The organism is uncultured Faecalibaculum sp., assembly GCF_910588395.1.
In the GTDB taxonomy this organism is placed as follows: domain Bacteria; phylum Bacillota_I; class Bacilli_A; order Erysipelotrichales; family Erysipelotrichaceae; genus Faecalibaculum.
Genome location: NZ_CAJUPA010000034.1, coordinates 1 through 21,193 on the forward strand (window position 1 = coordinate 1; position 21,193 = coordinate 21,193).

The following is a 21,193-nucleotide window of genomic DNA, read 5'->3' on the forward strand; positions in this document are numbered from 1 at the left end:
TACTACTGTTTTCATCTATGGCAGGTGGCTGACTCAGCCATGAGATTTCGTATGTATCTGCTTTTCAGGTGAATGGATGTCCCCGGGTTCTGCCAGGACCGCAAAGGGCTGCTGCCATCCCGGTGATCCGGAAGCAGGATCCTTCAGTCAGCCGTACCCGGTGCTCCGCAGCTTTCCCGCGGCACCAGCTGAAAAGGCACCAGTGTCCGGGAAGGCATCAGATCCGGATTTTCCAGATGCTTGATGGCCTGCAGCGCCGCTTCGATCCCCAGCTGCCGGGCATTCACGTCAATGGACGTCAGCTTCGGGGAAACAATGGTGGAGACGATGGAATTGTTGAAGGAAATCACGGACAGGTCTGCGGGGATCCGCAGGCCTTTTTCCTGGCAGATCTGCCGCACCAGCACGGCGTGCATTTCATCCGATGCCACCACCGCAGTGGGACGGGGACCGGCGGGCGGAAACAGTACGTGTTCCAGCGTGGCCACTGCCTCCGGCTCTTCCACATCCACCTGAGCCGTGTACTGTGCAGGCAGGTCCTGCCCCTGTTCCTGAAGATACAGCCGGATGCCCGCCAGCCGGGCACAGGAAAAACGGTGACGGGGATTGGATCCGGCGAAAGCCAGTCTTCTGTGACCCAGTTCCCAGAGATAGCGAGCCGCTTCCTGCCCCGCCGCAATGTTGTCGTTGTCCACTGCCACCGTTTCATTGGGGTGGCTGGAAGGCTGACCGATCTGGACATAATCCAGCCCTTCCTGGCAGAGATAGTCCACCACCGGATCCTCTTCCTGGGAGAACAGCACGATCCAGGCATGGACCAGACGGCTGCGGGAATGAGACTGCACGCTGTCCAGCAGCTCCGCGTCATCCTTTCCGGTGATCAGAGCCGTGAGCACTTTCTTTTCATTGCACAGCTGCGTGATTCCCTGCAGCACCTCCAGAAAGAACGGGTTTTCAAAGGAGACTCCCGGAGAAGGCGGCAGGATGATGCCCAGGGTGCGCTGGCTGGTCTCCGGCTGCACCGGCATGACGGCAGGGGGCTCGTAGCCCAGCTGCGCCATGGCCTGACGGACGCGCTCCTGGGTTTTCTGAGAGATGGAAGAACTGTTTCTGCATGTCCGGGACACCGTGGAAGGAGACACCCCGGCCAGTGCGGCTACATCGCGGATCGTGGCAGCCATAAGATCACCCTTTCTAAATCAAACAGCATGGCACAGCTGCATTGCATATCAGGCATCATTGCATTGCTGCATTGCATTTTTGCGCTTTCGACACAACAGCATGGAGCCGCTGTATTTATGCAGCAATGTTAACATGAAACCGATTACTTGTAATGCAACGTTTGCGAAAAATGAGACAGAAACCGCAAACCGGACAGAAATACGGGAAAATAATCCGGTTTAACTGGGCAAATACTGGGAGATTGTCGCAGTTTGCGGAAATATTTTCGGAAATTGTTGCGGAAACTATTGCACAAACGGAGACCGGGCCATACAATGAAAGCACTTACCGAGAAGGAGGGAATTACAGTGACTGACAAGAGACAGAATGACAGTATTCTGATCGTGCTGCCCCTGGATGGAGAAATCGTTCCCATCGACCAGGTGCCGGACCCGATTTTTTCCGGCAGAATGATGGGCGATGGTGCCGCGGTGATTCCGGAAAACGGAAAAATCGTAGCCCCCGTGGATGGCACCCTCAGCATGATCGCGCCAACCAGACATGCCTTCGGCTTCAAGACCGCAGACGGCAAGGAAGTTCTGGTGCATGTGGGCCTGGAAACCGTGGGTCTGGAAGGGGCGCCGTTCACCGTACATGCAAAAGCCGGTGACAAAGTGAAAAAGGGGGACCTGATCGCGGAAGTGGATCTGGATTTCCTCAAGGAAAAGGGAATCAACCCCATTACGCCCATCATCCTCTGCAAAGGCGGCGATGATGTGGTCATGGACATCGCAGAAGGAAAGGGCAAAGCCGGTCAGACAGCCGTGCTGACCCTGTTCCCCAGACAGGCAGAAGAGAAAAGCGAAAAACCGGAAGCGACCGAAGCGAAAGCCAAAGCCGCCAGGCCGGAAGAAAAGAAGAAGAAAAAGAAGCTGAACATCAACTTCGACGCCCTTCAGAAATTCGGCAAAGTGCTCATGGTCGTGATCGCCGTCATGCCCGCAGCCGGTCTGATGATCTCCCTGGGCAAGCTGGTGGCCATGTCCGGCGCTTCCGTTCCTGTGATTCTCACCATCGGCGCAGTCATGGAAAACATCGGCTGGGCCATCATCAACAACCTGAACCTGCTCTTTGCCATTGCCATTGGCGGCAGCTGGGCCAGGGAACGGGCAGGCGGGGCCTTCGCGGCGTGCATTGCCTTCATTCTCATCAACAGCATCACCGGTCAGATCTTCGGCGTGACAAACGACATGCTGGCAGATCCCGCTGCCATGACTCACACCCTCTTCGGCCAGGAAATTGCCGTGGATGGCTACTTCACCAGCGTGCTGGGTGCTCCGGCGCTGAACATGGGCGTGTTTGTGGGTATGATCGCAGGGTTCACTGGTGCCATCATTTACAACAAGTACTACAATTACCGAAAACTGCCCGATGCCCTGGCGTTCTTCAACGGCAAGCGCTTCGTGCCCCTGGTGGTAATTGTCTGGTCCGTGATCATTTCCCTGGTTCTCGCCGTTGTATGGCCCATGATCCAGCTGGGCATCAACGAATTCGGTGTATGGATCGCCAACTCCTCGGAAACATCGCCGATCCTGGCGCCGTTCATCTACGGAACCCTGGAGCGTCTGCTGCTGCCCTTCGGCCTGCACCACATGCTGACGATTCCCATGAACTACACCTCCTTCGGCGGCACCTATGAAATCATGACCGGTGCACAGGCAGGCACACAGGTATTCGGTCAGGATCCTCTGTGGCTGGCCTGGGTCAATGACCTGATCAACTACAAGAACGCCGGCGACATGGCAGCCTATAACGAACTGCTGCAGACCGTGACACCCGCCCGCTTCAAAGTGGGACAGATGATCGGCGCCACCGGCCTGCTGCTGGGTATTGCCTTCGCGATGTACCGCTGTGTGGATGCGGACAAGAAAAAGAAGTACAAGGGCATGTTCATTTCCCTGGCGCTGGCGGTGTTCCTGACCGGTGTCACAGAACCCCTGGAATTCATGTTCATGTTCTGCGCTGTTCCTCTGTACATTGTCTACGCCGTGCTGCAGGGCTGTGCCTTCGCACTGGCAGGCATCTTCCATCTGCGGCTCCACAGCTTCGGCAACCTGGAGTTTGCCACCCGCATTCCGATGTCCCTGAACGCCGGCCTGCAGGGAGACCTGATCAACTTCGTCATCGCCTGCATCGTGTTCTTCGCCATCGGCTACTTCGTGGCGTACTTCATGATCCGCAAGTTCCACTACGCCACACCCGGCCGGCTGGGCAACTACCAGACCGATGACGACGATGATTCTGCATCCGGCAGCAGCGCAAAAGCCGCCGGTGACGGAAACAGCCAGCCCGAACGCATCATTGCGCTGCTGGGCGGCCGTGAGAACATCGTGCTGGTGGACGCCTGCATGACCCGTCTGCGGGTCACGGTCAAGGATCCGGAAAAAGTGGCGGATGCCGCAGCCTGGAAAAAGGAAGGCGCCATGGGTCTGGTCCGCAAGGACACCGGGATCCAGGCAGTCTACGGTCCGAAAGCCGACGTGCTGAAATCCGACATCAACGACATTCTCTGAAGACAGAACAGCCAGTTGCAGACTGACCGTCTTCCAGGGCGGACCGCGGCCATCCCGGTCCGCCCTTTTACATCACTGTGATTGACGCACCGGCAGAAACCGGCTGCGGACAGGAAAGGAACCCATGAAACTTCTCACCCTCAATACCCATTCCCTGGAAGAATCGGACACACCCGCCAAACAGCGGATCTTCGCCCGGGAAATCCTGAAACTGCAGCCGGATATCATCGCCCTGCAGGAAGTCAATCAGACCATGACCGCCGCCCCCAGCCAGCCCGGTCCGGATTATACCCCCGCGCAGCACGCCATTCCGGTGAAAGCCGACAATCATGCCCTGGCCCTGATCCGGCTCCTGGAACAGGACGGCCTGTCATACCACTGGAGCTGGCTCCCGGCCAAAGTCGGCTATGACAAATATGACGAAGGCCTGGCGCTGTTCTCCCGGAAACCGATTCTGGAAACGGCGGATTTCCTCGTCTCCCGCACCTGCGACTATCACAACTACCGCACCCGGCGGCTGCTGGGGATCCGCACCGAAGATGGCTGGTTTTTCTCCGTTCACATGAGCTGGTGGTCAGATGAACAGGAACCCTTCGCCGCCCAGTGGCAGTCGTTCCTGAAACAGCTCCCACAGGATGCGCCGGTGTATCTGCTGGGGGACTTCAACGGGGATGCCGCCTGCAAAGGCGAAACCCATGATCTGGTGACCGCCTCGGGATTTGCGGATACCTGGGAACTCGCCCGGCACAAAGACGCAGGCTGGACCGTCTGCGGCGTCATTGACGGCTGGCGGGATCAGGAAAACGTGCCCGCCCGGCGCATCGATCAGATCTGGAGCCGTCAGCCGGTGAACGTCAGCTCCAGCCAGGTGGTGTTCAACGGCGAAACCCAGCCGGTGATCTCCGATCACTTCGGGATCCTGGTCCAGACAGAAGACTGAACAGTCCATGCCGATGATGCTTCGCTGACAGGGCATCATCCGCCCTGCACACCCGCCGGCTGCCATCTCAGAGAGGCAGCCGGCGGTTTTTTTGGTTCCTGAAACACTGTTCCTGTTCTTTAGGGCAGGCAAATGAAAAGCGTGAAAGCGGCACTTTTCGTATACTGCAGCTGAAATCTGCAAGTGAAGGAGGAACAGAGATGGAAACGATGCTGCAGTTTTTTGAATGGAACCTCCCGGATGACGGACAGCTGTGGAACCGTGTGGCAGCCGCCGCCCCGGGACTGCAGGAAGCGGGATTCACAAAAATCTGGCTGCCGCCGTCTTACAAGGGACAGGCTGGAAAAGCCGACACCGGCTACGGGGTGTACGACATGTATGATCTGGGAGAATTCAGCGCCAAAGGCACCGTGGAAACCAAATACGGATCCAGAGAGGAATACCTGGCGGCCGTACAGGCTCTTCGGAAGGCGAAACTGGATGTGGTGGCGGATATCGTCTTCAATCACCGGATGGGATCCGATGCCACCGACACCATTCAGGCTGCCTCCATGAACTGGCAGAACCGGAACGAAGCCCTGGGACAGCCGCATACCGTACAGGTATGGACCAGATACACCTTTCCTCAGCGCCAGGGAAAGTACTCGGCGTTCACCTGGGACTGGCAGGATTTCACCGGAACCGACTTCGATCAGGCTACGGGGGATACCGGACTGCTGCAGTTTGAAGGAAAGCGCTGGAATGACCATGTCTCCCGGGAACAGGGAAACTTCGATTTCATCATGGGCTCCGACGTGGATTTCACCGTGCCGGAAGTTGTGCAGGAGCTGTACAGCTGGGGCCGCTGGTACGCCCGTACTGCCAGCATCAGCGCCTTCCGTCTGGATGCGGTGAAGTCCATCGACTCCCGGTTCTTCGATGGCTGGCTGCAGGCCATGGAGCAGGAACTGGGGCGCCCGGCTTATGCTGTGGGGGAATACTGGAGCGGCAATGTGCAGGAACTGGATCAGTATCTGCAGGACTGCGGTCACTGCATGGCGCTGTTTGATGTGCCGCTGCATCACCGGCTGCGGCAGGCGGCGCTGTCTCAGGGCAGCTTTGATCTGCGGACCCTCTGGCAGGATACCCTCACAGATCATCAGCCCCGGTATGCCTGCGCCTTTGTGGACAATCACGATACCCAGCCGGGGCAGGCCCTGGAATCCTGGATCCCGGCCTGGTTCAAGCCGCAGGCGTACGCTTTGATTCTTCTGCGGTCCCAGCCCTGTCCCTGTGTGTTTTACGGAGATCTGTACGGACTGGCAGACGGCAGTGCCGGCCCTGTCCCCTGGCTCTGGGACATGGTCTGGATCCGGCGGAATCTGCTGGGCAATGACCTGACGGACTTCTGGACTGATGACGGGCAGATGCTGGCCTGGCTGGTGAAAGGACGGTCTCCGGTGTTCGTGATTCTCACGGAAGCCGACTGGAAACAGTACACCCTGACAGACCCGGAACTGGCCGGAATCACCTTTCTGGACATCACCGATCCCGGTCACAAAGTGACCATGAGCAGCAGCGGCGCGGGCACATTCACCTGCCGTCCCGGTCAGCCGGGCATCTATGTGCGGGAAGAGGACTGGGCGAAACGGACCTGTGGTCAGCTGCCCCTGATGTCCTGAAGGCCCGGAAGCAGCGTGACAGGAGACATCGGGCTGTCCCTTCCCGGCTGAAACACACCCTTCGGCATGCTGCCAGCCGGTACAATGGAACAATATGGTCCGGATTCCGGAGATGTTCCGGATATTCCGCCGGCAAAGCCGGAATTAAGGAGGGATCCCATGCAGTATGGATACACAATGATGGATACAGCCCGGCACCTGGAACCTTTCTGTTCCGGCCGTATTTTTCAGGACCAGTCCGGCCAGCAGGGACAGCCTGGCTTTGACCGGCTTCTGGACACGGTGCAGAAGGGAGACAGTGTGACCATTCCCTCTCTGTCCTGCCTGGGCAGCACCATCTCCCAGATGTGCGCCAAATGGGGAGAACTGACCCGGCGGGATGTGACGGTGAGTGTGCTGGATTTTCCGGAAAATCCGGCATCCCGGGACAGTCTGTCCGGATTCATGACCTATCTGCTGGGGACAGAGCAGACGATGCGGCGAAACAGTCAGGAAGCCCGGCAGCGGAAAATCCGGAAGGGCGAGCTTCGTCTGGGACGCCGTCCCAAGAAAATACCTCCCCGGTTTGGGCAGATCCGCCAGTCCTATGAAGAGGGCACTTTGTCTGCCCGGGAAGCTGCGGCCCGCCTGGGAGTCTCCCACACCACCTTTCTGCGCTGGTATCATGAAAGCACCGGAAAAACCGGAAAATCCGGTATCTGAAGCAGCCCATCCACTGCCGGCAAACCGCAGGAATACCTTGGGATTGCCGGCTCTTTTCATGTCTGGCACCTTCGGCAGGCTGTTTCCTTACATTCGTTCTCAAAATCTGGTGAAAATTTTCAGAAAATCAGGTGAAAGACTTGCGCGGTCCACTGGTCTGTGGCACACTGGTCCCATCGAAACCGTTGAAGCGGAGATAACGGCAGCCAGGGCTGTACAGAGAGCCTGCGAGGATGAGAGTCAGGTCAGGACCCAGCTGTCAAATGGACCGCCAAGGGCGCAATGAAACGGGCAGCCGGAGTATCCTGCGACGCAAGGACAGCGTAAAGGTCCGGGGATATGCTGGTATCCCGCAAGTGCATGGCCTGCCATGAACCAGGGTGGCACCGCGGATCATGATGAAAGATTCGTCCCTGACAGAAGTGTTTTCTGTCAGGGATTTTTTCATCGAAAGGAGCCGTTTATGCACTGTTTTCCCGCCTTCGAAGACGTCCGCCACTATGCTTCCCTGGGGTATGACACCATGCCCGTGGCTGCTTCCATCCTGTCGGACTTCATCACCCCCATTGAAGCCCTGCGGATCCTGAAACACGTCTCCAGTCATGTGTATCTGCTGGAGAGTGCCAGGGAAAATGAAAACTGGGGCCGCTGGAGCTTTCTGGGATTTGATCCCCGGATGGAAATCACCTGCATGGACCATGTGATGCGCATCCAGGATCTGGTTCTGGAAACGCAGGATCCTGTGATTCAGCTGCGGCAGATCATGGAACGGCACAGAAGTCCCCGGATCTGCGGGATGCCGCCGTTTTGCGGCGGCCTGGTGGGCTGGTTTTCCTACGACTTCCTGCAGTACGCCGAACCCGCAGCCAAAGTGCCGGTGGCTGACCCTGATGCCTTCCGGGACCTGGATCTCATGCTCTTTGAAAATGTGATCGCCTTCGACCATCAGCAGCAGAAAATCCTGCTGATTGCCACCGTTGACCTGCATGACCCGGAGGTTTCCTGGAACCGGGCCATGAGACAGCTGGCACAGATGAAGGATTTGCTGGAAACCGGCACCAAAGCAGTTGAACCCCGCAGCCGGCTGACCTCCGAAATCCGGCCGATGTTTGACCGACCGGCCTGGACGCGCATGACGCGGGAGGCAAAACAGCGGATCCTGGAGGGAGACATATTTCAGATCGTTCTCTCCAACCGTCTCTCTGCCGGATTTGAAGGAACCCTGCTGGATACCTACCGGCAGCTGCGCACAATCAATCCTTCCCCCTATATGTTCTATTTCTCCGGTACGGATGTGGAAGTCGCCGGGGCCAGCCCGGAAACCCTTGTGAAGCTGGAAGATGGAAAAATGTTCACCTTTCCGCTGGCCGGGACCAGGAAACGCGGGCAGACCCGGGAGGAGGATCTGGCGCTGGAAGCCGGACTGCTGGCAGATGAAAAGGAGCTGGCAGAGCATGACATGCTGGTGGATCTGGGACGCAACGATCTGGGACGTGTATCCGAAACCGGCACGGTGCGGGTGGAAACGCTGCATGCCATTCAGCGCTTCTCTCACGTGATGCACCTGGGCAGCACCGTCACCGGGCAGATTCGCCAGGACCTGGATGCCCTGGATGCAATTCAGGCTGTGCTGCCTGCGGGCACTCTGTCCGGTGCCCCCAAGATCCGGGCCTGTCAGCTGATCGGTCAGCTGGAGGGTGCAAAACGGGGCATCTACGGCGGCTGCATCGGGTATCTGGATTTTTCCGGGAACATGGATATGTGCATTGCCATCCGGCTGGTGTACCGCAAAAACGGACAGGTATTTGTCCGCTCCGGCGCCGGAATCGTGGCGGATTCCGATCCGGAGAAAGAATATGAAGAATGCCTGAACAAAGCCCGCGCTTCCCTGCGCGCATTGCTGCAGGCACAGGAGGAACTACTGTGATTCTGCTGATTGACAACTACGACAGCTTCACCTGGAACCTGGTTCAGCTGACGCAGGAACTGGGCGGCAGGGTGCAGGTGGTCCGAAACGACTGCATCACGCTGGAGGAAATCCGCGCTGTGCGTCCCACCCACATCATTCTTTCCCCAGGACCGGGGAAACCGGAAGATGCGGGGATCATCATGGAGGTGGTGAGAACCTTCGCCGGAGAAATTCCCATCATCGGTGTCTGCCTGGGCCATCAGGCCATCTGCGCTGCCTTCGGTGCCACGGTCACTCATGCCCCTGCACTCATGCACGGAAAAGCCAGCCGGATCCTGACAGAGCCGGATACCCGGATGTTTGCCGGGATGCCCCGGGAATTCTCAGCCGGGCGCTATCACTCCCTGGCGGTCAGGGAGGACACCCTGCCGCCGGAGCTGAAGGTCACTGCCTGCAGCGAAGATGGTCAGATCATGGCGGTGGAACATGAAGATTTTCCGGTTTACGGTGTCCAGTTCCATCCGGAATCCATTCTCACACCCATGGGAAAAGCCATACTGGCCGGCTTTCTGGCCGAAACAGCCAGCCCCAAAGTCACAAACTGCATTGCACAGGAAGGAGAATCCGCATGATCAGAGAAGCCATTGCCCACATCGTCAGCAAACAGGACCTGACTTACGAAGAAGCGTATGCTGTCATGAACGAAATCATGGACGGTGCCACCACCCCCACACAGAACGCCGCGTTTCTGGCGGCCCTCTCTGCCAAAAGCGCCAGAGCGGAGACGGCGGATGAAATTGCCGGCTGTGCCGCGGCCATGCGCCGGCACGCCACCCCGGTGAAAACGGATTTCGAGGTCTTTGAAATCGTGGGAACCGGCGGGGACGGTTCGAATTCCTTCAACATCTCCACGGTTTCCGCCCTGGTGGCGGCTGCCGGGGGCATGAAAGTTGCCAAGCATGGCAACCGGGCTGCCAGTTCCCGCTGTGGAACGGCTGACTGTCTGGAAGCCCTGGGCGTCAGTCTGAATCAGAACCCGGACAAAGCCCGGCAGATGCTGGCAGACACCGGATTCTGTTTCCTGTTCGCTCAGAACTATCATGCGTCCATGAAGTACGTGGGGGCCATACGCCGGGAACTGGGGTTCCGGACCGTTTTCAACATTCTGGGGCCCCTGACCAATCCGGCTTCTCCTTCCATGCAGCTGCTGGGCGTCTATGACGAATACCTGACGGAGCCTCTGGCCCATGTGCTCTGCAGTCTGGGTGTGAAACGGGGCATGGTGGTCTACGGTCAGGACAGACTGGATGAAATCTCCCTGTCGGCACCCACCACCATCTGCGAGATCCGGGATGGCTGGGTGAAGAAATACGAAATCACACCGGAGCAGGTCGGACTGCAGCGCTGCCGCAGGGAAGATCTGCAGGGCGGAGATCCCGAAGACAACGCCCGGATTGCCCGGGCGATTCTCTCCGGCCAGCGAGGGCCAAAACGGGATGCTGTGCTCATGAATGCCGGTGCGGCCCTGTACATCGGCCAGAAGGCAGACACCATGCAGGAGGGCATCGCACTGGCGGCCGAACTCATTGATTCCGGCCGGGCACTGAAGACGCTGGAAGCAGTCACTGCCGCCAGCCGGATGTGAGTATCATGAAGAAACAGACAGTTCTGGAGACTCTCGCCCAGGCAGCCCGGATCCGGACAGAGCAGCACAAAATCCGTCTTCCGGAATCCCGCCTGGAACAGCTGACAAACACCGCGCCCCGTCATCTGCCGCCCTTCGCCTTTGAGCAGGCACTTGGCACGGGCAGACTGGCAGTGATCGCAGAAGTGAAAAAAGCCAGCCCGTCCAAAGGCATCATCGATGAAACGTTTCCGTATGGGGATATCGCCAGGGACTATGAAGCTGCCGGCGCCGACTGCATCTCCGTCCTGACGGAACCCACACAGTTTCTGGGCAGCGACTCGTATCTGAGAGAGATTGCCGCTCTTGTGCAGATTCCGGTTCTGCGCAAGGACTTTGTGGTGGATCCCTATATGATCCGGGAGGCGCGGCTTCTGGGAGCCGATGCTGTTCTGCTCATTGTGAGCCTTCTGACGGACCGGCAGCTGTCAGAGTGCATAAAGCTGGCTGACAGCCTGGGTCTGAGCGCCCTGGTGGAGTGCCATGACAGGACAGAGGTCCGGCGGGCTGTGGCGGCGGGCGCCCGCATCATTGGTGTCAACAACCGGGATTTGAAGACGTTTTCGGTGGATATGGTCAATGCCCGGAACCTGGCAGACCTGATCCCGCCGGATGTGCTGTTTGTATCGGAGAGCGGCATCCGCACCCCGGCAGATGTGACAGCAGCAGCCGAATTTGCGGATGCCGTGCTGGTGGGGGAAACGCTGATGCGGGCAGAAGACAAAGGGAAAACGCTGACCTGGCTCACCGGCAGCGTGGCTGCGTGCCCCGGCAGAAGCTGTCAGAGAGAGGGAAAGGGGAACGGGATATGCAGGTGAAATTCTGCGGACTGCAGACCATGGCGGATGTGGACGTGGTCAACCGGCTGCACCCGGACATGGCGGGCTTTGTGTTTGTTCCGGAATCATCCCGCTGTCTGCATCCGGAAGAGGCAGCGGTTCTGAAATCCCGGCTGGATCCCGGTATTTCCGCGGTGGGGGTGTTTGCCAATCAGGATCCGGCAGAAATCGAAATGCTGGTGGATACCGGCGTAATTGACATGATCCAGCTGCACGGCAGTGAACCGCCGGAGATGATCCGCCGCCTGCAGCAGAAGGCGCCGGTGATCCGGGCCTTCCGGATCCGGCAGGCCTCTGATCTGCAGCCGGCGCTGACTTCCTGTGCCGATCACGTGCTGCTGGACGCAGGGGCAGGACAGGGCCGGACCTTTGACTGGTCCCTGCTGAAAGGCTTTGCCAGACCTTATATTCTGGCAGGGGGACTGTGTCCGGAAAACGCGGCAGCTGCCTGTGCCCTGCATCCCCGGGCGCTGGATGTATCCAGCGGAATCGAGACAGCTGGACGCAAGGATCCACAGAAAATGGCAGCCTTTCTGGCCGCCATCGGCATCCATGAACGAGATACAGAAGGAGGAACAGGACGATGACAGAAAACCGGACACAGGAAACACCCGGGCGTTTCGGCCCCTATGGCGGACAGTACATTCCCGAAACGCTGATGAATGCCGTACAGGAGCTGGAAGCTGCCTACAACCGGTACAAAGACGATCCGGGGTTTCAGCAGGAACTGCAGACACTGCTGGATGATTACGCCGGACGGCCCTCCCGGCTGTATCACGCTGCCAGAATGTCGAAGGATCTGGGCGGGGCGCAGATCTACCTGAAACGGGAGGATCTGAATCATACCGGTGCCCACAAAATCAACAACGTGCTGGGACAGGCGCTGCTGGCAAAGAAAATGGGCAAGACCCGGCTGATTGCGGAAACCGGTGCCGGGCAGCACGGTGTGGCCACAGCCACTGCCGCTGCCCTGCTGGGTATGGAGTGTCAGGTGTACATGGGAGAAGAAGACACCCGGCGCCAGGCTCTGAACGTCTACCGGATGGAACTGCTGGGAGCCCGGGTCATTCCCGTCACCACCGGTACAGCCACCCTGAAGGACGCAGTCTCGGAGTGCATGCGCCAGTGGACCACCCGGATCGATGACACTCACTATTGTCTGGGCAGCGTCATGGGGCCGCATCCGTTCCCGGTGATCGTGCGGGATTTCCAGGCGGTGATCTCCCGGGAAAGCCGGGCGCAGATGCTGGAGAAAACCGGGAAGCTGCCGGATGCGGTGGTGGCCTGCGTGGGTGGTGGATCCAATGCCATCGGGAGTTTTTACCATTATCTGGCGGATGAAGGTGTCCGGCTGATTGGCTGCGAAGCAGCTGGCCGGGGCGTCAATACGCTGGAGACCGCGGCGACGCTGACCACCGGCAAGCCCGGAATCTTCCATGGCATGAAGTCCTGGTTCTGTCAGGATGATCAGGGGCAGATCGCGCCGGTGTACTCCATTTCTGCGGGACTGGATTATCCGGGTGTGGGCCCGGAACATGCCTGGCTGCATGACATCGGCCGGGCTGAGTATGTACCGGTGACGGATGAGGAAGCGGTGGAGGCGTTTGAATATCTTTCAAAGACCGAAGGAATCATTCCGGCTATTGAATCCGCACATGCCCTGGCTTACGGCATGAAGCTGGCCAGGACGATGACCCCGGATCAGAGTGTGCTGATCACTGTATCCGGCCGGGGCGACAAGGATGTGGCGGCGATCGCCCGCTACCGGGGAAAGGAACTGTATGACTGAAATCAATCCTGGCGCAGCCAGACTGCAGGCTGCTTTTGACGGCAGAAAAGCCTTCATTCCTTTTATTACCTGCGGGGATCCGGATCTGGAGACAACAAAGGCCTGCATCCGTCAGATGGCTGCCGCGGGCGCGGAGGTGATCGAGCTGGGGATTCCCTTCTCGGATCCTGTGGCGGAGGGCCCGGTGATCCAGGCAGCGAGCCAGCGGGCGCTGGAGGGTGGCGTGACTTGCCGGAAGGTATTTGAAATGGCCCGGGAACTCCGGCAGGAGGGTCTGCAGGTGCCCTTTGTGATCATGACCTACGCCAATGTGCCCTTTGCCTATGGACCTGACCGGTTCATGGAGGACTGTGCAGTCTGCGGAATCGACGGGCTGATTCTGCCGGATCTGCCGTTTGAGGAGAAGGCGGAGTTCGAACCGGCCTGTGCTGCCCATGGCGTGGCGCTGATTTCGCTGGTGGCTCCCACTTCAAAGGAACGGACAGCCCGGATTGCCAGGGAAGCCTCCGGCTTTCTGTATCTGGTGAGCAGCCTGGGGGTCACGGGAACAAGGACCCGGATTGATACGGATCTGGATCAGATCATTGGGGATATCCGGGCGCATTCGGATAATCCGGTGGCCATCGGGTTCGGCATTTCCAGCCCGGAACAGGCCAGGGACATGAGCCGCAAAGCGGATGGGGTGATTGTGGGGTCTGCCATTGTGAAGCTGGTGGCGGCCCATGGGAAACAGGCACCGGAAGCTGTGGGTTCCTTTGTCCGGGAGATGATTCAGGGGATGCGGGGACCGGAGACGGTGACGTAGGAATCCGGATCACGGAAAACACTGTGCAGAGAAAGAAAAAACGTTCCGGGATGAGTGCGTGAGCCAGATCATCGGGAACGTTTTTGCATTTTTTGCTGAATGAAGCAGAAGCCTGTCTGCCAGCAGGAATGGATGCGGTTTTATAGCAAAATCTATAATTTCGTGCGAAATGCACAGAACTATAGTAAAATCTCGTGCATTTTGCACGAAATTATAAAAATCAGACGTTTTGCGCCGTGACAGACTGTCTGAAAACAGGAGCTGTCAACCACTGCGGTTGCAGGTCTGCCTTCTGTTTTCCGAATCCGGCAGGCACTACAGAATCCGGAACAGGTTTCCGGTGCTAAGGTGAAACCGGACAGGAGGAACGGATATGAATCTGGAAAACAAGACGGCACTGGTGACAGCCAGCACCCGGGGAATCGGGCTGGCCATTGTGGAGCGCTTCGCCAGAGAAGGCGCAATTGTCTACATGGCAGCCCGCAGGCTGGAGTATGCCCAGTCTCTGGCGGATGAAATGAACAAACATGGCGGACATGTAAAAGTGGTATATTTTGATGCCGGGGATGATGCCTGTTATCAGACCATGGTGGATACAGTCATGAAGCAGGAGGGACATCTGGACATTCTTGTCAACAACTTCGGAACTTCGAATCCGAAGGAAGACCGGACCATGGCGGATACAGACTGGCAGGTATTCCGGGATACGCTGGATGTGGATCTCAAAAGTGTGTTTCTGGGAACCAAAGCCGCCATTCAGGCCATGAAATCCACAGGCGGATCCATTGTGAACATTTCCTCCGTCGCTGCAGTGACACCGGATATTTCTCAGGTTGCCTATGGAACGGCCAAGGCAGCCATTGGTCAGATGACGAAGCTCACAGCCGTGCAGGTGGGACAGTACAATATCCGCTGCAACGCGGTGCTGCCGGGAATGACCGCCACAGATGCGGTAAAAGACAACCTCAGCGATACGTTCCGGGAGATCTTTCTGAAACAGACGGTGCTCGGGCGCATGGCAAAACCGGAGGAAATTGCGGCAGCCGCTGCCTATTTTGCCAGTGATGATGCAGCTTTTGTGACCGGGCAGATCCTGGAAGTGGCCGGCGGTTTCGGACTGGCGACACCGGTTTATGGCGATCTGATGGCTGCGGGCACGAAGCGGTAGAAAAGCCGGGAGCAAAAAACACATAATTTGACAGACAGGCAGCCGGAAGCGGCTGCCTTTTGCGGATGAACGACTGGAGCAAACATCCCGGATTCTGAGAATGTCAGGCCAGAAGGTTCCTGAAGCTCGCCGAAGATGCTGTCTGCCATTCACAGGCTGTTTCCATTGCATCATAAGATTTCCGGCTGCAAGGGGAGAACAAACTCCACAGCCAGCTCTTCTCCGCTTCGGGTGCCGAACAGATTCAGAACCCGGGCCCGGATAAGCCCGGCCGGTTTCCGGTGCAGCCGGGCAGCGGTCTGGAGCAGTTCTCTGACTGCATCTGCCTGATCTGCTTCCCGCAGACAGATGCAGGCAAGTCCTTCGCATTCTGCAAGATGGCGGACCTGAACCGGGGACTGGGGAGCCCTGGGATCCCGCAGGGCTTCCTGGAGGACGAGATCCGGGCAGGCCTCAATGAACAGCCCTGCATACTGATCCAGAGATTCACCAGGCGTATGCAGCGATCCAATTCCCAGCCGCAGCAGGGACCGGCTGATCCGGCGGATGAAGCACCCCAGGTGATGTTCCAGATCCGCTTCGGCAAAGGATGCATCGTAGAGAACCATGCTGGCTGGTGCCAGATTCACCAGCCGCACTTCCTGACACCGGGACTCCTTGACGGCTTCCATGTCCTGCTTCTGCCGCTTCAGCAGCTGCAGACGGGTTTCCAGCTGCCGGATTTCCTTTTCGGTTTCCCGGATTTTTCCGGTCATCAGATCCGCAAACTTCTCCGGATCCGGGTGATCCAGACAGGAGCGGATGCTGTCCAGGGACAGATTCATTTCCTGGAGCATCCGGATGTATTCAAAGGTCACGGACTGCTCCGGCAGATACATGCGGTAACCGGCGTCGCTGCGGTAAGCGGGGTGAAACACCTGTCTGTCGTCATAAAAATGCAGGGTGCGGATGTTCACCCCATGCAGCCGGGCAAATTCTGCAGTTTTCATGGCTTCTTTCTCTGGCATTTTCTTTGTCACAGATTATGTTCCTTTCTGTAGACCGGTGCAGGCAACTGTTGTCTGATTCTGATGCCGCTGATGAGAAAAACTGACAGCTTCCTCTTGAGTCTCCATCTGGTGTAGAGTTTAGACTTTTTTCAGGACCAGAAAAAGGAGAACACAATCATGACAGTTACAACCCGTCAATATACAGATTCACAGAACGAAGCAGTCCGGACGACTCCGGCTATGGAAACAGAACCAGTCATCCGGCTCATGCAGGCTGCAGACCGGACTGCAATTGCGGATATCATCCGCCGTACCTGGCACTATGATGAATTCTGCGATTCCCGGACAGCCCAGTGCCTGTCGAATGTGTTTCTAAGCAGCGTGGAAGCTGACAGTGACCGGGCTATGGTATTGACTTTGGAAAAACAGGTTCTGGGAGCCATTATGATTCAGGACAAGCGGATCCGCCACCGTCCCTGGACCGGACGTCTTCGCCAGGCGGCAGCCATTTCCCGACTGCTGTTGACAAAAGAAGGGCGGCGGGCAGCCCGGCTGTTTGGAAATGTGGATGATACCGACAGCATTCTGCTGAAACGGGCGCAAAAAAGCTATGGTGGCGAGATCCGGTTCTTGGCACTGGATGAATCTGTGCGGGGACAGGGGCTGGGAAAAGTTCTGTTCGATTACGCCCGCCAGGTTATGCGTGACCGGGGGATTCAGAGCTACTATCTCTATACCGATACCAGCTGCAGCTGGCAGTTCTATCGCAAACAGGGAATGCGCCAGGCAGCCAGCGAACACCGGATCATGGAAGCCGGCGGCAGGAAAACACCCATGACCTTTTTCCTCTTTGATGCTCTGGTGGGCTGAAAACAGGAAATGTCCCGGAAACCATGTGAATTTCGGGACAAAACAGAATTCTGAGCCGGTAACACCCACTTCAGGCCCTGCCCACAGCCCGCAGGGCTGGCATCGGCAGGATGGACCGGGCAGGATACGGCAAACGGAGGACCTCTCCTATGGATGCGGGAAGTCCTCCGTTTTGATGTACTTCTTTCAGGAGATGACAGCGTTTCAGTTCTGCGGCTGTTCTGGCTTTTCCTGCCTGCGTTTCTCTCGGATCGGCTGGATTTCGCCCAGGTCATAGGGCGTGGTCTGATACACGAAATAATTGATCCAGTTGGCATACAGCAGGCTGGCGCTGGAACGCCAGGTCACCACGGGATCCTGGGTGTCATCGTCCTGGGGATAGTAGTTTTCGGGAACCGTAATGGGAAGTCCCCTGCTTTTGTCCCGCAGATACTCTTTTTCCAGGGTCCGGGGATCGTACTCCGAGTGTCCGGTGATGAAAATCTGTCGCCCGCCCTGGGTGCTCACGGCGTAGATCCCCGCCTGGGGGCTGGAGGCCAGAACCTTGAGCTGGGATTCAGCCCGGATGGCTTTTTCGTCGGATTCCGTGTGACGGGAATGCGGGACCATGAAAGTTTCGTCAAATCCCCGGAACAGCATGCTGCCATGGCGCTCGGTGTGATGGGGGAATACCCCGAAGAGCTTTTTGTCCAGGTGCCGCTTGCGGATGCCGTAGTGATAGTACAGCCCTGCCTGGGCACCCCAGCAGATATGGAACGTGGAATGCACATGGGTGCGGCTCCATTCCATGATTTCACAGAGCTCCGGCCAGTACTCCACTTCCTCGAATTCCATGTTTTCCACCGGCGCGCCGGTGATGATCATGCCGTCAAAGTACCGGTTCCGGATGTCATCGAATGTGGTGTAGAACCGCAGCATGTGCTCCTGGGAGGTGTTTCTGGATTCATGACTGGCGGTCTGCATCAGTTCCAGTTCCACCTGCAGCGGGGTGTTGGAAAGCAGTCGGCAGAGCTGGGTCTCGGTTTCGATTTTCGTGGGCATCAGATTCAGGAGGAGAATCTGCAGAGGCCGGATGTTCTGGGTCGTGGCCCGGTCCTCTTTCATGACGAAAATGTTTTCATTTTCCAGCGTGGTCACCGCCGGCAGGTCATTGGGAATGCAGATCGGCATCAGGCCTGCTCCAGCGCCTGGGCCAGATCGTCGATCAGGTCCCGGGCATCTTCCAGTCCGCAGGAGAACCGGATCATGGAAGGAGAGATGCCGCATTCCCGCAGCTGTTCATCTGTCATCTGCCGGTGGGTGGCGCTGGCCGGGTGCAGGCAGCAGCTCCGGGCATCTGCCACATGGGTTTCGATCGCTGCGGTTTTCAGCGCTTTCATGACACGCTCAGCCGCCTGGCGGCCGCCTTTGAGTTCGAAACTCACCACCCCGCAGCAGCCATTCGGCAGATATTTCTGCGCCAGGGCATGGTATTTGTCGCCATCCAGACCAGCGTACTGCACGGCTTCCACTTTCGGGTGGGAGTTCAGAAACTCAGCCACCGCCAGGGCGGTTTCACTGTGCCGTTTCATCCGCAGATGCAGGGATTCCAGTCCCAGATTGATGTAGAAGGCATTCTGCGGTGACTGCACACAGCCCAGGTCCCGCATGAGCTGTGCTGTGGCCTTGGTGATGAAGGCACCGCCCAGGCCGAAGCGCTCTGTGTACACCACCCCGTGATAGCTTTCATCCGGTGTGGTCAGACCCGGGAATCTGCCATTCTGTGTCCAGTCGAAATGACCGCCATCCACAATGGCGCCCCCTATGGTTGCGCCGTGACCATCCATGTATTTGGTGGTGGAGTGCGTGACGATATCCGCTCCATGCTCAATGGGCCGGCAGAGGATGGGCGTGGCAAAGGTGTTGTCAATGACCAGAGGCACCCCGGCGTCATGAGCGGCTCTGGCCCAGGTTTCGATATCCAGCACTGTCAGCGCGGGATTGGCGATGGTTTCCCCGAACACCGCTTTGGTCTCCGGCCGGATCGCCGCACTGATTTCTTCGTATGTGCTGTCCGGAGAAATGAACGTCACATCAATGCCCATGCGTATCATCGTCACGCCGATCAGGTTGAATGTCCCGCCGTAAATCGAGCTGGATGCCACGATGTGGTCCCCTGCACCGGCGATGTTGAACAGCGCCATGAAGTTTGCCGCCTGTCCGGACGAGGTGAGCATGGCAGCGGAACCGCCTTCCAGAGCGCAGATCTTCGCCGCGACTGTGTCATTGGTGGGATTCTGCAGCCGGGAATAGAAATAGCCCTCGGCTTCCAGATCGAAGAGCTTCCCCATGTCCTTGCTGGTGTCATAGCGGAATGTGGTGCTCTGAATGATGGGAATCTGCCGGGGTTCGCCATTGCCGGGATGATAGCCCGCCTGCACGCATTTTGTTCCTTGTTTCATATCTGTGTTCTCCTTCCTGCATCTCTCTGTCCCCGTTTTGCCGATGAAAGCCGGGGCCTGGAAAATAAAAAAGCGGCTGCCACAGGACGAAAGCCGCGTTTCGTGGTACCACCTGAATTCACAGACTGCTGTCTGCCTCAAGGAGATAACGGATCCTGCCGTTCCGCACTTTCCTGCGGACTGCTCCCGGGCCATGTTCACCGGGTCCGTTGCGGATCTTTTCACCAGACAGATCCTCTCTGCGGCGCGGGACACCGGTTACTCTTCCGTTCGCTGCATTTGGTTTATTATATCAGACAAAGTCTGATATGCATCCCGGCATTTTCTGTCACAGTGGCCTGCAGAAAGAATTACCCGGATAAAGCATAATCACATAAAATCACACAATACGGCGACTGTTTTCCCGTAAGGGTTTTGTATCCTATGAGTGAGCCAAGGATAGAGGCTCACTTCATAATCAAATTCCCTTTCTTAAACTTTCTTGAAAAAGAGACCGCAAGGTCTCTTTTTCAATGGAAACGCGCAGATATGTGCAATTAACAGCGGTAAACGATTAACTCGAGTAATGTCGGCGATGATTGGTTGGACCTTTACGGTGGCAAAATGTTAAATTCGGTAAACTGGGCAACCCGGGTCAATAAATGAATGCGGTAAACTGCATTCACATAATTCCCCACACTGCGGCGACGATGTTTCCGAATCCCCTTGATAAACTAAGGACGAGTCAAGGATAGGACTCACTTCATAATCAAATTCCCTTTCTTAAAACTTTCTGCAAAAGGTCCGCCACAAGCGGGCTTTTTGTATTGTGTCCGGCCAGAAGCCGGAATCAGCCAGGGAAAAGAAGCCCGGAGAGGCAGGATATCCGGGTATAATGAAGAAAAGGACGGATTGAACGCAGTCGGTCCGGCAGGAGGCCGTTGCATGAATGGAAAAAGACAGTCGGACGCAAGGCTGAATGATGCGCAGTTTGCAGAGTTCAGCCGGAAGATGGAACAGCGGATGAATCAGCTGACAGACCTTCGGACTCAGCTGGAGAAAACCGGGGAACTGCTGGAAAATTACGCTGATTCGGCATGGATCCTTCAGAACTGGTATTTTGAAGGAGACTGGCTGGCTGACAGAGACCGGGAAGCGGCACATCCTCTGAATCAGCCCTGCGGTATCTACAGCGAAGACGGGCTGTACAACCTGTTCGGGGATCTGGAGGACTTGTGCAGGGAAGTGGAGACTGACTGCCGGAAGTTTCGAAGGCGGATTCGCCCGGACAAGGCTGATGGACAGCCGGTATAAACCGGGAGAAAACAGGCACCAGAGCATATTCTTCAAGCAAGGGGAATGTCCTGGTGCTTTTTTCATATGGACGCAGGTGGAGTTGGGGGCAGATTAACGAGTAAATGCAAACAGTACTGTTGGATTAAATCCAACACAATCCAACAGTGTTTGATTGAATCGGATTGTATCGCATCAGATGCTTTCTCCGTGGCAATGTCAGATGCTTTGCCGCTGCCACCACATCCATGCCCCGGCAGGGGCCGCAGGCCCCATCGGCAGACCCATCGGCCATACAGAAACTGGACAGGAAAAACACCGTCCGGGTACAAATGGAATGCAGGACGGTGAATGAGTGTGGCAGGGGAGCCATCTGGAGAAAGACCAGAG

The 21,193-nt window shown here is 57.3% G+C and carries 18 protein-coding genes and 1 other annotated feature; of the genes, 14 read left to right on the top strand and 4 right to left on the bottom strand.

Features of this window, described 5'->3' with window-relative positions; translation table 11 throughout:
- Window positions 1-143: 143 nt before the first annotated feature.
- Window positions 144-1,181 (bottom strand): LacI family DNA-binding transcriptional regulator, encoded by a 1,038-nt coding sequence (locus QZ305_RS09305; protein ID WP_294731508.1) that lies wholly within the window; start codon window positions 1,179-1,181, stop codon window positions 144-146.
- 348 nt (window positions 1,182-1,529) lie between these two features.
- Between QZ305_RS09305 and QZ305_RS09310 the strand changes: the two genes are divergently transcribed.
- From QZ305_RS09310 to QZ305_RS09365, 12 genes are all read left to right on the top strand, one after another.
- Window positions 1,530-3,734 (top strand): PTS transporter subunit IIBC, encoded by a 2,205-nt coding sequence (locus QZ305_RS09310; RefSeq protein WP_294731511.1) that lies wholly within the window; start codon window positions 1,530-1,532, stop codon window positions 3,732-3,734.
- 124 nt (window positions 3,735-3,858) lie between these two features.
- Window positions 3,859-4,674 (top strand): endonuclease/exonuclease/phosphatase family protein, encoded by an 816-nt coding sequence (locus QZ305_RS09315; protein WP_294731513.1) that lies wholly within the window; start codon window positions 3,859-3,861, stop codon window positions 4,672-4,674.
- A 200-nt stretch (window positions 4,675-4,874) separates the two neighbouring features.
- The gene (locus tag QZ305_RS09320) at window positions 4,875-6,335 is read left to right on the top strand and encodes an alpha-amylase (protein WP_294731515.1); all 1,461 of its coding nucleotides are present in this window, start codon (window positions 4,875-4,877) and stop codon (window positions 6,333-6,335) included.
- Between the two features lie 159 nt (window positions 6,336-6,494).
- The gene (locus tag QZ305_RS09325; RefSeq protein ID WP_294731517.1) at window positions 6,495-7,037 is read left to right on the top strand and encodes a recombinase family protein; all 543 of its coding nucleotides are present in this window, start codon (window positions 6,495-6,497) and stop codon (window positions 7,035-7,037) included.
- Between the two features lie 463 nt (window positions 7,038-7,500).
- The gene (locus tag QZ305_RS09330) at window positions 7,501-8,964 is read left to right on the top strand and encodes an anthranilate synthase component I family protein (RefSeq protein WP_294731518.1); all 1,464 of its coding nucleotides are present in this window, start codon (window positions 7,501-7,503) and stop codon (window positions 8,962-8,964) included.
- On the top strand, window positions 8,961-9,578 hold the full coding sequence (locus QZ305_RS09335) for an aminodeoxychorismate/anthranilate synthase component II (protein ID WP_294731519.1): 618 nt from the start codon (window positions 8,961-8,963) through the stop codon (window positions 9,576-9,578). Before QZ305_RS09330 ends, QZ305_RS09335 begins: the two co-directional genes overlap by 4 nt.
- Window positions 9,575-10,591: an anthranilate phosphoribosyltransferase gene (gene trpD, locus QZ305_RS09340; RefSeq protein WP_294731521.1), complete on the top strand. Its 1,017-nt coding sequence runs from the start codon at window positions 9,575-9,577 to the stop codon at window positions 10,589-10,591. Before QZ305_RS09335 ends, trpD begins: the two co-directional genes overlap by 4 nt.
- A 5-nt stretch (window positions 10,592-10,596) precedes the next feature.
- The gene (gene trpC / locus QZ305_RS09345; RefSeq protein ID WP_294731522.1) at window positions 10,597-11,448 is read left to right on the top strand and encodes an indole-3-glycerol phosphate synthase TrpC; all 852 of its coding nucleotides are present in this window, start codon (window positions 10,597-10,599) and stop codon (window positions 11,446-11,448) included.
- Window positions 11,439-12,056 (top strand): phosphoribosylanthranilate isomerase, encoded by a 618-nt coding sequence (locus QZ305_RS09350; protein ID WP_294731523.1) that lies wholly within the window; start codon window positions 11,439-11,441, stop codon window positions 12,054-12,056. The genes trpC and QZ305_RS09350 overlap by 10 nt, the downstream gene beginning before the upstream one ends.
- Window positions 12,053-13,258, top strand: coding sequence for a tryptophan synthase subunit beta (gene trpB, locus QZ305_RS09355; protein ID WP_294731524.1), 1,206 nt, complete (start codon window positions 12,053-12,055; stop codon window positions 13,256-13,258). The genes QZ305_RS09350 and trpB overlap by 4 nt, the downstream gene beginning before the upstream one ends.
- Window positions 13,251-14,063 carry a tryptophan synthase subunit alpha gene (gene trpA, locus QZ305_RS09360; protein ID WP_294731525.1) on the top strand — a complete coding sequence of 271 codons (813 nt, stop codon included), beginning with the start codon at window positions 13,251-13,253 and terminating at the stop codon, window positions 14,061-14,063. Before trpB ends, trpA begins: the two co-directional genes overlap by 8 nt.
- Before the next feature lie 373 nt (window positions 14,064-14,436).
- Window positions 14,437-15,231 carry an SDR family NAD(P)-dependent oxidoreductase gene (locus tag QZ305_RS09365; protein WP_294731526.1) on the top strand — a complete coding sequence of 265 codons (795 nt, stop codon included), beginning with the start codon at window positions 14,437-14,439 and terminating at the stop codon, window positions 15,229-15,231.
- A 170-nt stretch (window positions 15,232-15,401) separates the two neighbouring features.
- Here the strand turns inward: QZ305_RS09365 and QZ305_RS09370 are convergent, their stop codons facing one another.
- Window positions 15,402-16,220 (bottom strand): MerR family transcriptional regulator, encoded by an 819-nt coding sequence (locus QZ305_RS09370; RefSeq protein WP_294731528.1) that lies wholly within the window; start codon window positions 16,218-16,220, stop codon window positions 15,402-15,404.
- Window positions 16,221-16,397: 177 nt separating this feature from the next.
- Between QZ305_RS09370 and QZ305_RS09375 the strand changes: the two genes are divergently transcribed.
- Window positions 16,398-17,090 (top strand): GNAT family N-acetyltransferase, encoded by a 693-nt coding sequence (locus QZ305_RS09375; RefSeq protein WP_294731529.1) that lies wholly within the window; start codon window positions 16,398-16,400, stop codon window positions 17,088-17,090.
- Between the two features lie 204 nt (window positions 17,091-17,294).
- On the opposite strand, the gene metA is transcribed toward QZ305_RS09375, so the two are convergent.
- A complete protein-coding gene (gene metA, locus QZ305_RS09380) occupies window positions 17,295-18,260 on the bottom strand; it encodes a homoserine O-succinyltransferase (RefSeq protein ID WP_294731530.1) in 966 nt (321 codons plus the stop codon).
- Window positions 18,260-19,531, bottom strand: a complete 1,272-nt coding sequence (locus QZ305_RS09385) for an O-acetylhomoserine aminocarboxypropyltransferase/cysteine synthase family protein (protein WP_294731532.1) — start codon at window positions 19,529-19,531, stop codon at window positions 18,260-18,262. The genes metA and QZ305_RS09385 overlap by 1 nt, the downstream gene beginning before the upstream one ends.
- Before the next feature lie 79 nt (window positions 19,532-19,610).
- Window positions 19,611-19,814, bottom strand: a binding site (T-box leader).
- 641 nt (window positions 19,815-20,455) lie between these two features.
- On the opposite strand from QZ305_RS09385, the gene QZ305_RS09390 reads away from it, so the two are divergent.
- Window positions 20,456-20,824 (top strand): DUF4298 domain-containing protein, encoded by a 369-nt coding sequence (locus tag QZ305_RS09390; RefSeq protein WP_294731533.1) that lies wholly within the window; start codon window positions 20,456-20,458, stop codon window positions 20,822-20,824.
- Window positions 20,825-21,193 lie beyond the last annotated feature (369 nt).